This window comes from Actinomadura fibrosa, from assembly GCF_900659615.1.
Classification (GTDB): domain Bacteria; phylum Actinomycetota; class Actinomycetes; order Streptosporangiales; family Streptosporangiaceae; genus Spirillospora; species Spirillospora fibrosa.
Window position 1 is genome coordinate 1 of record NZ_CAACUY010000246.1, and the last position, 12,386, is coordinate 12,386.

The 12,386-nt window shown below is 73.2% G+C and carries 13 protein-coding genes; 8 read left to right on the plus strand and 5 right to left on the minus strand.

The genetic code is table 11. The features are described from left to right. The 3 genes from E1300_RS40895 to E1300_RS40905 all read right to left on the minus strand — a co-directional run. Nucleotides 1-449, minus strand: a 449-nt coding sequence (locus E1300_RS40895; RefSeq protein ID WP_278045423.1) for a phosphoribosyltransferase, incomplete at its 3' end; no start/stop codon positions are given. A 90-nt stretch (nucleotides 450-539) separates the two neighbouring features. After that, nucleotides 540-1,526, minus strand: a complete 987-nt coding sequence (locus tag E1300_RS40900; RefSeq protein WP_131762663.1) for a phosphotriesterase family protein — start codon at nucleotides 1,524-1,526, stop codon at nucleotides 540-542. Between the two features lie 56 nt (nucleotides 1,527-1,582). Then, nucleotides 1,583-2,611 carry a YihY/virulence factor BrkB family protein gene (locus E1300_RS40905; protein WP_242619715.1) on the minus strand — a complete coding sequence of 343 codons (1,029 nt, stop codon included), beginning with the start codon at nucleotides 2,609-2,611 and terminating at the stop codon, nucleotides 1,583-1,585. Nucleotides 2,612-2,882: 271 nt separating this feature from the next. Between E1300_RS40905 and E1300_RS40910 the strand changes: the two genes are divergently transcribed. The 5 genes from E1300_RS40910 (at nucleotide 2,883) to E1300_RS40935 (ending at nucleotide 7,017) form a co-directional block, all read left to right on the plus strand. Further along, a complete protein-coding gene (locus E1300_RS40910; protein ID WP_131762665.1) occupies nucleotides 2,883-3,098 on the plus strand; it encodes a hypothetical protein in 216 nt (71 codons plus the stop codon). A gap of 271 nt (nucleotides 3,099-3,369) precedes the next feature. Beyond that, nucleotides 3,370-5,037: a nitrite/sulfite reductase gene (locus tag E1300_RS40915; RefSeq protein WP_165503222.1), complete on the plus strand. Its 1,668-nt coding sequence runs from the start codon at nucleotides 3,370-3,372 to the stop codon at nucleotides 5,035-5,037. Nucleotides 5,038-5,211: 174 nt separating this feature from the next. Next, entirely contained in the window at nucleotides 5,212-5,922 is a 711-nt protein-coding gene (locus E1300_RS40925; protein ID WP_131762667.1) for a phosphoadenylyl-sulfate reductase, read from the plus strand. 8 nt (nucleotides 5,923-5,930) lie between these two features. Then, nucleotides 5,931-6,665 (plus strand): sirohydrochlorin chelatase, encoded by a 735-nt coding sequence (locus E1300_RS40930; RefSeq protein ID WP_131762673.1) that lies wholly within the window; start codon nucleotides 5,931-5,933, stop codon nucleotides 6,663-6,665. A 67-nt stretch (nucleotides 6,666-6,732) separates the two neighbouring features. Next, the gene (locus tag E1300_RS40935; RefSeq protein ID WP_131762668.1) at nucleotides 6,733-7,017 is read left to right on the plus strand and encodes a hypothetical protein; all 285 of its coding nucleotides are present in this window, start codon (nucleotides 6,733-6,735) and stop codon (nucleotides 7,015-7,017) included. Between the two features lie 6 nt (nucleotides 7,018-7,023). Here E1300_RS40935 and E1300_RS40940 read toward each other — a convergent pair whose 3' ends face one another. Beyond that, nucleotides 7,024-7,764, minus strand: coding sequence for an AraC family transcriptional regulator (locus E1300_RS40940; RefSeq protein WP_131762669.1), 741 nt, complete (start codon nucleotides 7,762-7,764; stop codon nucleotides 7,024-7,026). A 54-nt stretch (nucleotides 7,765-7,818) separates the two neighbouring features. Here E1300_RS40940 and E1300_RS40945 point away from each other — a divergent pair, with 54 nt between their 5' ends. Then, nucleotides 7,819-8,967 carry an MFS transporter gene (locus E1300_RS40945; protein ID WP_242619716.1) on the plus strand — a complete coding sequence of 383 codons (1,149 nt, stop codon included), beginning with the start codon at nucleotides 7,819-7,821 and terminating at the stop codon, nucleotides 8,965-8,967. A 97-nt stretch (nucleotides 8,968-9,064) separates the two neighbouring features. Next, nucleotides 9,065-9,316 (plus strand): DoxX-related protein, encoded by a 252-nt coding sequence (locus E1300_RS40950; protein ID WP_131762670.1) that lies wholly within the window; start codon nucleotides 9,065-9,067, stop codon nucleotides 9,314-9,316. A gap of 9 nt (nucleotides 9,317-9,325) precedes the next feature. On the opposite strand, the gene E1300_RS40955 is transcribed toward E1300_RS40950, so the two are convergent. After that, nucleotides 9,326-10,069, minus strand: a complete 744-nt coding sequence (locus E1300_RS40955) for a DUF1707 SHOCT-like domain-containing protein (protein WP_242619717.1) — start codon at nucleotides 10,067-10,069, stop codon at nucleotides 9,326-9,328. 158 nt (nucleotides 10,070-10,227) lie between these two features. On the opposite strand from E1300_RS40955, the gene E1300_RS40960 reads away from it, so the two are divergent. Continuing rightward, on the plus strand, nucleotides 10,228-11,892 hold the full coding sequence (locus E1300_RS40960; protein WP_207400245.1) for an isovaleryl-CoA dehydrogenase: 1,665 nt from the start codon (nucleotides 10,228-10,230) through the stop codon (nucleotides 11,890-11,892). Nucleotides 11,893-12,386: the final 494 nt, after the last annotated feature.

Genomic DNA, 12,386 nt, shown 5'->3' on the forward strand with positions numbered 1-12,386 from the left:
AGCCCGTCGTCCACGAGCACCACCGGCCGCCCCGCCGTCTCCGGCAGCGGCCGGTCGCCGCGGTAGGCGCGGACGCGGCGGGCCAGCTCCGCCCGCTCGGCCTCCACGGTCGGGGCCAGGTCGTCCTCGGTCAGGCCGAGCCGGCCGAGCAGCGCGCGGTCGAACACGGGCGCGCCGCCCTCCGCGATCGCGCCCACGCCGAGCTCCGGCTGCCGCGGATAGCCGATCTTGCGGGTCACGAGGACGTCCAGCGGCCCGCCGAGGCGCCGCGCGACCTCGTACCCCACCGGGACGCCGCCCCGCGGCAGCGCGAGCACCACCGCCCCCTCCAGGCCCGCGGGGACGAGGCGCTCGGCGAGGACCCGCCCCGCCTCGGCGCGGTCGGTGTAGGGGAGCCGCACGGTCTCGGCCTTCTGCGGCCCGTCGCGCGCGATCCTGTTCCAGGGCATGGCGGACCCCCTTCCGGGGTCGCGAAAGAGACCTGCCCCAGCCCTACCCACTCCCGCGTCCGGCACCCGCTGAGGCCCGGCGCCCGGGGGTCAGGCGGCGGCCGCGGTGAGCCAGCGGAGGGGGTTGTCGCGCAGGATGCCGTCCAGCGTGGCGTCGTCGGCCCCGGCCGCGCGCAGGGCCGGCAGGAGGGTGTCGAACAGGTGGCCGAAACCGCCGCCGCCGTTGCGGACGATCTGCGCCATCCGCGACACGCCGCTGCTCAGCAGCACGCGGTCGCCGTGGCCCGCCTCCAGCAGGTCCATGACGCCGCGGACGCGGGCGCCGATGGCGGCGTGGTCCTCGCCGGCGAGCACCGACGAGCCGAACGACACGTAGGCGCCCGTCTCGGCGATCTTGCGGTGCTGGCCCGGGTCGTCCACCAGGTCCTGCTGGCCGACGGCGACCCGGTCCGGGGCCAGCCCGGCCGCGGTGAGGATCTCCAGCTGCGCGAGGCCCGCGCGGCCGTAGGTGGCGACGGAGAGCCCGCAGTAGCGGGACGCGCGGGCGGCGGCGCGCAGGCACAGCTCCTCCGCCTCGGTCGGCGCGTCGCCCCAGGCGCCGATCTCGCCGATGACGCCGGGCAGCGCGTTGGTGCCGTCCAGCCCGAAGCCCGTCTCGGCGAGCAGCCGCTCGGCGATCCGCTCGACCGCCGAGGCCGTGCCGGGCGCGCCCGCGAGCGCCTCGCGGACGGCGGAGCCGTGGAACGGCTCGGTGAACGTCCCGGTCCCGGCGATCACCGCGACCCGGGCGCCGGCGCTGATCCGGGCCAGCGCGGCGGCGTTGCGCCCCATGCCGGAGCAGGTCAGGTCCACGACGAGGCCGAGGCCCCGCTCGGCGCGCAGCCGGGACAGCTCCTTGATGACGGCCTTCTCGTCGTCCAGCCAGCGGTACGGGTCGGAGTCGACCATCGCGGGGCGGCCGGACCAGCGCAGGTCCAGCTGGAGGTGCTCGTGGGAGAGCACCGGCCCGGTGATGTCGGACGTCGCGATCGTGCCGGTCACGGTCCGGAGCCGGCCGGTCTCCTCACGGGGGGTCATGCCACGCGAGATTACGACATGTTGCGGCTTTTAACCCGGTGATTCAGGGTAGATTTTTACGTTTTGCCCTTGTTGTCGTCGTCACTCCCCGCCGCCGCCCGGACGGCCCGCGCCCGCGCGGTCCCGGCGCTGGGCCACAGCCGGTCGATCTCGGCGTTCAGCGCGGCGCCGATCAGCACGGCCAGCGCCGCCACGTACAGCCAGGCGAGGACGGCGATCGCGGCCGCCAGCGACCCGTACACCGACACCCCGCTCAGCGACCCGCTCAGGTAGAAGCGGAGGGTGACGCTGCCGACGATCCACATCAGCAGGGCCAGGACGGCGCCCGGCACCTCGCGCCACCAGGCCGTCCGCACGGGGACGCTGGAGTGGTACAGCATCGCGAGGAACACCACGGACAGGCTCACCACGACCGGCCAGTAGAAGACCTGGACGAACCCGGCGCTCTCCGGCAGCGCCCGCCGCACCAGGGTGGGCCCGGCCACCAGCAGCGGGATGAGGACGAGCATGACGAGCAGGCCCAGCAGGTAGATCACGAACGCCCGGATGCGGGTCCGGATCACGCCGCGGATGCCCGACAGCCCGTAGGAGATCGTGATCGTGTCGACGTAGACGTTCGTGGCCCGCGACCCCGCCCACAGCGACAGCAGGAAGCTGAGCGAGACGATGTCCGGGCTGCCGCCCTTGATGACGTCGTCGATCAGCGGGACCACGACCGAGTTCACCGCCGGGCCCGTCAGGACGGTCCGCGCGTGCTCGATCACCCAGGCGCGGATGTCGCCGACCGTGTCGTCGCCGAGCGCGCCGCGGAAGTGGCCCATCGTGCCGATCAGCCCGATGACGAGCGGCGGCAGCGACAGCAGGGCGAAGAACGCGGCCTCGGCGGCGAGGCCCGTGACGCGGTACCGGAACGCGGCGACCGCGGTGCCCCGGCTGAGCTTCCAGCCGATCCGGCCGGCCGATCCGGCGGCGCCGCGGACGGCGCGGGCGGCCCGCAGCGCGCGGCCGCGCGGGCCGGTGCGCGGCCCCCCGGAGCCGGGGCCTCCGGCCGGGGCGACGCCCGCGGCGTCGGAGACGGTGGTCACAGCGCTCCACCGTAGAGCGTCGCCTGCCCGGAACATGCCGCATCGCCCATTTCAGTGATCCAATCCCGCGCGTCGCGTACCGGCCGCCCCCTCGGCCCGACCACCTCCGAGCCCGATCACCGCGAGGACGCCTCCCTCGCGATGCGCCCCCGTGATGCCGCCGTCCTCTCGCCCATACCCGCTTCGACGGCCCGGAACGTCGCCCGGACCATGATCATTGGGACTCCGGGCCCAGGCAGGAGCATCCCCGACCATCGGCGACAATGGGGACATGATCTGCCAGTCGTGCCGGGAGCGTCGTCACGGAGCGTGCCGTGGCGGCTCGTGGTGCGACTGCCAGCACCGGCCCGGAACCGGCGCCGAGGCCCGCGGCGAGGCCGCCGCGGGCGCCCGCGCGGCCGACCGGGACACCGGCGCGGGCGCTGGTGAGGGCGGTGCCGACGCCACGCCGGCGGAGCCGCGGGTGAACTGGCGGAGGCAGGGATGATCCTCGTCACGCGTCCGCATACCGGACGTCACTGGACAGCCCGCGAGACGACGTGTCAGAGTCTAGGTATGACTGCTGCGGACCCGCTGCTGGCCAAGCGCCGGCACGTCGACTTCCTCCGCGTCCGCAGCGCGATCTGTCGGTGACGCCCCGACCACGCCCCTGACTCGACGGGCGCGTGGTGCATCGGCGTCACCTTTGACTTCATCCTGCTCAGTGCCGAGCCGGCGTCCGAGAATGCCGGTGCGCTACGCGTCCCTCACATCAACAGATGAGGACGCGCGCCGTGCCACCCGCGACCAAGCGTAAGAAGGGCGAGGGCCAGTGGGCCCTCGGTTACCGCGAACCGCTGAACAAGAACGAGGAGAACAAGAAGAACGACGACGGGCTCAACGTCCGCAACCGGATCCTCGACGTCTACTCCAAGGCCGGGTTCGACTCGATCGACCCCGCCGACCTGCGCGGCCGGTTCCGCTGGTTCGGGCTCTACACCCAGCGCCGGCCCGGGATCGACGGCGGCAAGACCGGGATGCTGGAGGACGAGGAGCTCGACGACCGCTACTTCATGATGCGGGTGCGGATCGACGGCGGCCAGCTCGACGGCCCCCAGCTCCGCACGATCGCCGACATCGCCACCCGGTACGCGCGCGGGACCGCCGACATCACCGACCGGCAGAACGTCCAGTTCCACTGGATCCGGATCGAGGACGTCCCGGCGATCTGGGAGGCGCTGGAGGCGGTCGGCCTCTCCACCATGGAGGCGTGCGGCGACACGCCCCGCGTGATGATCGGCTGTCCGCTGGCCGGAATCGCCGAGGACGAGGTCATCGACGCGACGCCGCAGCTCCAGGACGTCCACGACCGCTACATCGGCTCGCCCGAGTTCTCCAACCTGCCGCGCAAGTTCAAGACGGCGATGTCGGGCTGCACCGCGCACTGCACGGTCCCGGAGATCAACGACCTGGCGCTCGTGGGCGTGGTGAACGACGAGGGCGAGACCGGCTACCAGGTCCTCGTCGGCGGCGGGCTGTCCACCAACCCGATGTTCGCGCAGAGCCTCGGCGTCTTCGTCAAGCCCGAGCAGGCCCACGAGGTCTGGAAGGGCGTCGTCTCGATCTTCCGCGACTACGGGTACCGGCGGCTGCGCAGCCGCGCGCGCATCAAGTTCCTCGTCAAGGACTGGGGCGCGGCCAAGTTCCGCGAGGTGCTGGAGAAGGACTACCTCGGGTACGCGCTGCCGGACGGCCCCGAGCCGGCCGCGCCGCTCCCCCGCCGCGACCACGTCGGCATCCACCGGCAGAAGGACGGCAACTACTACGTCGGGTTCGCGCCGCGCGTCGGGCGCGTCAACGGCGAGCTGCTCGGCGCCATCGGCGACCTCGCCGCCCGCTACGGGTCGGGCCGGGTCCGCACGACGGCCGAGCAGAAGATGGTGATCCTGGACGTGCCCGCGGAGCACACCGAGGCGCTCGCCGACGCGCTCGCCGCGCACGACCTCCAGGTCCGCCCGTCCACGTTCCGCCGCCAGACGATGGCTTGCACGGGCATCGAGTACTGCAAGCTCGCGATCGTCGAGACCAAGCAGCGCGCGATGGACCTCATGGACGAGCTGGAGAAGCGGCTCCCCGACTTCGACCAGCCGCTCAGCATCAACGTCAACGGATGCCCGAACGCCTGCGCCCGGATCCAGGTCGCCGACATCGGCCTGAAGGGCCAGCTGGTCGTCGACGAGAACGGCGACCAGGTCGAGGGCTTCCAGATCCACCTGGGCGGCCAGGTGGGCGCGTCCTTCGGCAAGAAGGTGCGCGGGCTGAAGACGACCTCCGCGGGCCTGACCGACTACGTCGAGCGGGTGGTCCGCAGGTTCGACGCGCAGCGGACGGACGGCGAGACCTTCGCCGCCTGGGTGCAGCGCGCCGACGAGGCCGACCTCAAGTAGCGGGCAGATCGGAATGAGCGAACGTGCCGCGCCGTTCTACTGCCCGTACTGCGGAGAAGAGAACCTCGAACCCCTAGAAGAAGAAGCGACGTGGTTCTGCAACGACTGCGTCCGCTCCTTCAAATTGAAGTTCCTCGGTGTTGGAGCCCCCCACACACGCAAGGAGATCCCTCGGTGACTCTTCTGGAGACCGACAGACCGACACTCGATCTTGAGGACATCGTCGAGTCCGCCGCGGAGGCGCTGGACGGCGCGTCCACGCTGGAGATCATCCGCTGGGCCGTCGCCACGTTCGGCGACCGCATCTGCCTCACCTCGTCCATGTCGGACGCGGCCCTGATCCACCTCGTGTCCAAGGTGAAGCCGGGCATCGACGTCCTGTTCGTCGACACCGGCTACCACTTCGCGGAGACGGTCGGGACCCGGGACGCCGTCGAGGCCGTCTACCCGGTCAACGTCATCAACGTGACGCCGTCCCGGACGGTCGAGGAACAGGAGGCGGCGCTCGGCCCGCGGCTGTTCGGCCGCAACCCCGACCTGTGCTGCCACCTGCGGAAGGTGGAGCCGCTCGGGCGGGCGCTGGAGGGCTACATGGCGTGGTTCAGCGGCATCCGCCGGGACGAGACCGCGAGCCGCCGCGACCGCCGCGTCGTCGAGTGGGACCGCAAGCGCGGCATGGTCAAGGTCAACCCGATCCTGGACTGGACCCAGGAGCAGATGGACGGCTACATCGAGGACAACGGGGTGCTCGTCAACCCGCTGCACTACGACGGCTACCCGTCGATCGGCTGCGCGCCGTGCACGCGCCCGGTCGCCCCGGGCGAGGACCCGCGCAGCGGCCGGTGGGCCGGGATGGGCAAGACCGAGTGCGGTATCCACCTGTGAGCCCGCCCATGGTGGCGGTGGCGCACGGGAGCAGGGACCCGCGCGCCGCCGCCACCGTGGTGGAGCTGGCCGAGGCCGTCCGGGCGCTGCGCCCGGACGTGCCGGTCCACGCGTCCTTCCTGGACCACGCGCCGCCCGCCCCCGACCGGGTGCTGGACGGCCTGGCCCGCGACGGCGCGGAGGAGGCGGTCGTGCTGCCGCTCCTGCTCACCGCCGCCTACCACAGCAAGACCGACATCCCCGGCGTGCTGAACCGGGTCCGCTGCCGCCGCCCGCGGCTGGACCTGCGCACGGCCGCCACGCTCGGCCCGCATCCGCTGCTGACGGACGCGCTGGAGCGCCGCCTCGCCGAGGCCGGCGTCGAGCCCGGCGACCCGGGCACGTCCGTCGTGCTGGTGTCGGCGGGCTCGTCCGACCCGTCGGCCAACGCCACCATCTGGCGCCTCGCGCGGGAGTGGCGGTCGCGCGGCTGGCGCGGCGTCGTCCCGGCGTACGCGTCGGCGGCGCGGCCGGCCCCGGCGGAGGCCGTCGCGGCGCTCCGCGACGCGGGCGCCCCCCGGGTGGCCGTCGCGTCCTACTTCCTCGCGCCCGGGTACTTCGCCGACAAGGTGCGGGCCGAGTCCCTCGCGGCGGGCGCCGCGGCCGTCTCCCCCGTCCTCGGCGCCGCCCCGGAGGTGGCCGAGCTGGTCGTCCACCGCTACGACGAGGCCCTCAGCACCGCCCGCGAGGCCGCCGCCGTCTGACGCCCCGTGTGACCCACCCCCCGCGGCCGGGCCGTGTGATCGCCGTCCGTGCGGGTAGGCGGCCCGCATGGACGAGCGAGAAGACCTCGGGCACGAGCCCGAGACCACCCACGACCGCGACTTCGCCCCCGTCAACCAGGGCTCGGACTCCCGTGGCCGCACCGTCCCCGGGACGCCGGTGCCGGTGAGCGTCCCCGGCCAGGAGGGCGGCGACCAGGAGGAGGCGCGGGGGCGGCAGGAGGACGAGATCAGCGGCACCGGCACGCCCGGCGTGGACGTCGGGCACCCCGACTCGCTCCCCGCCGACGAGGCGGGCGTCGAGGACGCCGAACGCCACGACGACACCCGCTGACCCGCCTCACGTCGAGGGGCCTCGGAAACGCCCGGGCGTGCTGCCGAAGGCGCTTTGGAACGCCTGGATGAACGCGCTCGGGCCCGCGTAGCCGCAGGCGGCGGCGACGCTGGTCACCGACGCGCCGGTCGCGAGCAGGATCAGCGCGTGCTGGAGCCGCATCTGCGTCCGCCACTGCGGGAACGTCATCGAGGTCTGCCGCCGGAACAGCCGGCTCAGCGTCCGCTCCGACGCGCCGACCGCGCGCCCGAACTCCGCGAGCGTGCGCTGGTCGGCGGGGTCGTCGGCCAGCGCCGCGGCGATGGCCCGCAGCCGGTCGTCGGCGGGCAGCGGCAGGCGCAGCGGAAGCTCCTCCACCTGCTCAAGCTGATCCATCGCCACCCGTTCGAGGTTGCGCCGCCGCTCACCGGACGGCGCGTCCTTACCGGTCAGCGCGATGACGACCTCCCGCAGCAGGGGCGAGACCGCCAGCACCGCCGGCTCCGCGAACCCCGCGACGGCCCGGTCGAAGTTCACGGTGCGCAGCTGCGTCGGCCCGTACGCCTGGTGCGTGTGCGCGACCCCGGCGGGCAGCCACACCGCCCGGTACGGCGGCACGACCCAGGTGCCCGCGTCCGTCGACACCTGCAACACCCCGTGGCTCGGATAGGCGAGCTGGTGATGGGGGTGGTCGTGCCAGTCGACCCGCTCCCCGTGTCCGAGCGGCAGGAGACCGGCCGGACGCGCATCATGGCGGGTAGGCGACATATCACGGCAGGATACTGCTAGCCCGCAACCGGCGGCGATCACGATCCTGGACGGGTGACAGCGAGCATCGAGACCGCCGCACCGCCCGTCCCGCGGCGCATGTGGACGTGGGCCGCCGCCCACGCGGTGGACGACTTCTACCAGGGGCTGGTCCCGGCGTCCGTGCCCTACTTCGTCCTGGAACGGCACTACAGCTACGTCGCCGCCGGCGGGCTCACCCTCGCGGCGACGCTGGGCGGCGCCCTCCCGCAACCGCTGATCGGCGTCCTCGTCGACCGGCTGCGGCTCCCCCGCCTCGCCGCCGCCGGCGTCCTGCTCGCCGGGACGGGCTTCGCACTCGCCGGACTCGCAGGTCCCTACCCGGCGGTATGGGCGCTGCTCCTGCTGTCCGGTCTGGGCGTGGCGATGTTCCACCCGGCGGCGGGCAAGGCCGCCCGGCAGGCGGCCGGCGACAGCGTCACCGCCATGAGCGTCTTCGCCGCGGGCGGCAGCGTCGGCTTCTTCCTCGCGCCCGTCCTCGCCGTCCCCGCCCTGAGCGCCTGGGGCCTCGGCGGCACCGTCGCGTTCCTGCCCCCGGCGGTGCTCGCCGCGTTCGTCCTCACCCGGGCCGTCCGTCGGCAGGAGTCCGCCGGCGCCACCGCTTTCGCGGGCCCGGACCGCTGGTGGCCGTTCGCCGTCCTCACCCTGATCTCGGTCGTCCGCTCCGCGGTGTTCGCCGCCGTCGCCACCTTCATCGGCCTGTACTGGATCGCCCACCTGGACGGATCGCGGGTCATGGCCGGGACCGCGCTGGCGTGCTTCCTCGGCGGCGGCGTCGCGGGCACCCTCGCCGGCGGGCGGCTCGCCGACCGGATCGGCCCGGTCCGCACCGTCCGGATCGGCGCCCTGCTCGCGGTGCCGATGCTCGCCGGCCTCCGGCTGGCCCCCGGCCCCCTGGCGCCGCTGGCGTTCGCGGTCCTCGCCGGCCTGGCGCTGAACATGCCGTTCGCCGTCCTGGTCCGGCTCGGCCAGGACTACCTGCCCGCCCGTCCCGGCACCGCCGCCGGCGTGACGCTCGGGCTCGGCGTCAGCGCCGGCGGCCTGCTGACCCCGCTGTTCGGCCTCGTCGCCGACGCCCACGGCACGCCCCCGGTCTTCACCCTGCTCTGCCTCGTCCCGGCCGCCGCGTTCGCACTCGCCCTGCTCCTCCCGTCCGAGAGATGACCCGCACCCCGCCCCGCGCACGGCGGTACCGGGGAACTATCCTCAGCCGACCGGGCCGCACACCCCACTCCGGCCCGCACGCTGAAAGGAACCCCACATGGCCCTCATCCGCGCGGCCGGTCTCGTCCTCGCCGCCACCGGCGCCGCCCACTTCGCCGTCCCGAAGGCGTTCGAGCCCATCTCCAAGGCGGCGTTCCCGCAGGACACCGAGGCCTGGATCAAGCGCAACGGCGCCACCGAGCTGGCGCTCGGCCTCGCCATGGCCACCGACCGGACGCGCAAGGCCGGCCTCGCGGGCGTGGCGCTCTACACGCTCTGGCTGGGCGCCCGCACGGCCGCCAACCGCTGACCGGCCCGCCTACTGGCGGTTCTTCCACCAGGACGCCAGGGCGCGGCGGACGGGGGCGTGGTGCTCGTCGTCCACGATCGTGACGTCGCCCATGATGGCGTGCGCGGCGACCCGGACCACCGGCACGCACGCGCCGGGACGCGCCTCGCGGACCGCGACGCGCCGGTCGCCCATCACCGCGTAGCCGGTGAGCTCGACGGTCACCCCGTCCGGGACGATGATCTTGATGTCGCCCATGACGGCCGTGGCGTGCACGGTGACCGCGCACGTCGGGACCTGGGCGCCGCGGAGGTCGAGCTCCACGTCGCCCATCACCGACACGGCTTCGAGCCGCTCGGCGATGCGGCCGACGATGCGCTCCTTGCAGTCCCCCATGATGGCGCTGAACTTGCGCCTGACCTGCAACGGCGCCGGGTTCGCACCGGGCGCGCCCATGCCGGGTAGATCGGTGGTGATCCGCTCCAGGTCGCCGCGCGTGACGGCCATGCACGCCGCCTCGGTGCGCTCGGCCAGCTCCTCGAAGGTCAGCCGCCCCTCCACCGAGGCGACCCGCAGCCGCTCGACGACGGCCTCGCGCTCGGCGTCGGAGGCGCGCACGGCCTCGGGCGGGACGGTCCGGTCCGCCCGTGCCTGCGGGACGGTCCGGTCCGCCGGTGCCGGCGGGACGGGATCGGGGGCGGGACGCAGGTCCTGCCGCCGGTCCTGCGGGCGGCTCGGGAACGTCCCCCCGGGCTGCGGACTGGACTGACTCATGATTTCGAAAGTATGCCCCCGCGACCGGCGGGCAATCCGTCGCGCGGACGAGATCGCCCCACCCCTTCAGGAGGATGCCGGGGCCGGCCGCCCCTGACATGATCATCTTTACGCCGAACGACATTCTGTATTCTTCCCGGTAGACCGGACTTCGCCGAATGCGACCGGGCCACGGACTTCAGGAGGAGCGGCGCGTGACGACCCACGAGGTGTTCAACCAGGTTCCCCCGCTCGCGGGACACGACCTCGCGGACGACCCCGCCCTCCTGGACGGCCTGGAGCGCGAGGGCGCCGGCTGGGCCGCCGCCGAACTCCACGAGCTCGGACGCCTCGCGGGCACCGAGGAGGCCCAGGACTGGGGCCGCCTCGCCAACGAGCACCCGCCCGTCCTGCGCACCCACGACCGCTACGGCCACCGCGTCAACGAGGTCGAGTTCCACCCGGCCTGGCACAAGCTGATGAACGTCGCCGTGACCCACGGCCTGCACGGCTCCGCCTGGGCCGACACCCGCGAGGGCGCCCACGTCGCCCGCGCCGCGAAGTTCTACACCTGGCGCGTGGACGCCGGCCACGGCTGCCCCATCTCCATGACGTACGCGGCCGTCCCCGCCCTGCGCCAGTCCCCCGACCTGGCCGCCCAGTACGAGCCCCTCCTCACCGCGCCCCGCTACGACTTCGGCCTCCGCGCGCCGCTCACCAAGCACGGCCTCCTCGCCGGCATGTCCATGACCGAGAAGCAGGGCGGCTCCGACGTCCGGGCCAACACCACGCGGGCCGTCCCGCACCCGGACGGCACCTACCGCCTGGTCGGGCACAAGTGGTTCACCAGCGCGCCCATGTGCGACGTCTTCCTCACCCTCGCCCAAGCGCCGGGCGGCCTGACCTGCTTCCTCGTCCCGCGCGTCCTCCCGGACGGCGAGCGCAACCCCCTCCGCCTGATGCGCCTCAAGGACAAGCTCGGCAACAGGTCGAACGCCTCGTCCGAGATCGAGTACGAGGACGCGGTCGCCTGGCGCGTCGGCGACGAGGGCCGCGGCGTCCGCACCATCATCGAGATGGTCAACATGACCCGGCTCGACTGCGTCATCGGCGCCGCCGCCGGGATGCGCCAGGGCGTCACGACCGCCGCCCACCACGCCGCGCACCGCAAGGCGTTCGGGGCCTACCTCGCCGACCAGCCGCTCATGCGCAACGTCCTCGCCGACCTCGCCGTCGAGTCGGAGGCCGCCACCCTCCTGATGCTGCGCCTCGCCGGCGCCACGGACCGCTCCGTCCGCGGCGACGCCGCCGAGACCGCCTTCAAGCGGCTCGGCCTCGCCGTCAGCAAGTACTGGGTCTGCAAGCGCTGGCCCGCCCACGCCGCCGAGGCCCTGGAATGCCTGGGCGGCAACGGCTACGTCGAGGAGTCGGGCATGCCCCGCCTCTTCCGCGAGTCCCCCCTCAACTCGATTTGGGAGGGCTCCGGCAACGTCGCTGCTCTCGATCTCCTACGTGCAACCCTACGCCAGCCGCAGACGCTGGAAGCCTTTTTCGACGAAGTCGAGCTCGCCCAAGGCGCCGACCCCCGCCTCGACAGGGCCGTTAAAGAGGCCAAGGACAGCTTCACCGACACCGCGACGATCGAGCACCGCGCCCGCCGCGTAGCCGAGCGCCTGGCCCTCGTCCTGCAGGCATCGCTGCTGGTCAGACACGGTCACCCGGCCATAGCGGACGCCTTCTGCGCGTCCCGCCTGGACCGCGACTGGGGCACCGCCTTCGGCACCCTCCCACCCGGCTTGGACCTGGCCCCGATCATCGACCGAGCCACCCCAAAAACCACCTGAGGCCCGCCCCCCAAGATCACGTTTTCACCTCCACCAAGCCAGCAAATCAACCCAACCGCCGAGACCCCAACCAAGATCATCCGCTAACGTACTCGTTAGTAGCCAAAAAAGCCCACCCGAAAAGGGCACCTCAGTGTGGGTTTGCACCCAGCAAGTGCCAGGGCAAAGCGGGCGATATACCGCTCACCGACAACCTCCCCCGCCATGAGCCGCGGGCCGGGAAGCTCGCCGTGCCCACGGCGAGCAGTGGTGCGTCAAGTGGACGACAAAACCGCGCCAGCCCCGCTGAGATCAAGGGTGTTCCGTTGCGATTTGGCGTTCTCCGGTCATCAGCACGAGCGAGCCTGACCGGACGAGCGGGACCGCCGACCGCACAGGTAGCGGCAGGGGAGGTCGTCACCGTGACCGTCATGACCCGTGCGAATTTTCTGCGTGCCGGAGCTCCAGGTGGTGAACCGTGCCGTCCTTCGCTCCGCGGGAGGGTAGCGTCAGCG

Excerpts from the sequence above, each read along its gene's own strand:
- E1300_RS40900 (WP_131762663.1), bottom strand. The coding sequence starts at position 1,526 with ATGACCCCCCGTGAGGAGACCGGCCGGCTCCGGACCGTGACCGGCACG.
- E1300_RS40910 (WP_131762665.1), top strand. The coding sequence starts at position 2,883 with ATGATCTGCCAGTCGTGCCGGGAGCGTCGTCACGGAGCGTGCCGTGGC.
- E1300_RS40915 (WP_165503222.1), top strand. The coding sequence starts at position 3,370 with ATGAGGACGCGCGCCGTGCCACCCGCGACCAAGCGTAAGAAGGGCGAG.
- E1300_RS40930 (WP_131762673.1), top strand. The coding sequence starts at position 5,931 with ATGGTGGCGGTGGCGCACGGGAGCAGGGACCCGCGCGCCGCCGCCACC.
- E1300_RS40935 (WP_131762668.1), top strand. The coding sequence starts at position 6,733 with ATGGACGAGCGAGAAGACCTCGGGCACGAGCCCGAGACCACCCACGAC.
- E1300_RS40940 (WP_131762669.1), bottom strand. The coding sequence starts at position 7,764 with ATGTCGCCTACCCGCCATGATGCGCGTCCGGCCGGTCTCCTGCCGCTC.
- E1300_RS40950 (WP_131762670.1), top strand. The coding sequence starts at position 9,065 with ATGGCCCTCATCCGCGCGGCCGGTCTCGTCCTCGCCGCCACCGGCGCC.
- E1300_RS40955 (WP_242619717.1), bottom strand. The coding sequence starts at position 10,069 with ATGAGTCAGTCCAGTCCGCAGCCCGGGGGGACGTTCCCGAGCCGCCCG.
- E1300_RS40960 (WP_207400245.1), top strand. The coding sequence starts at position 10,228 with ATGCGACCGGGCCACGGACTTCAGGAGGAGCGGCGCGTGACGACCCAC.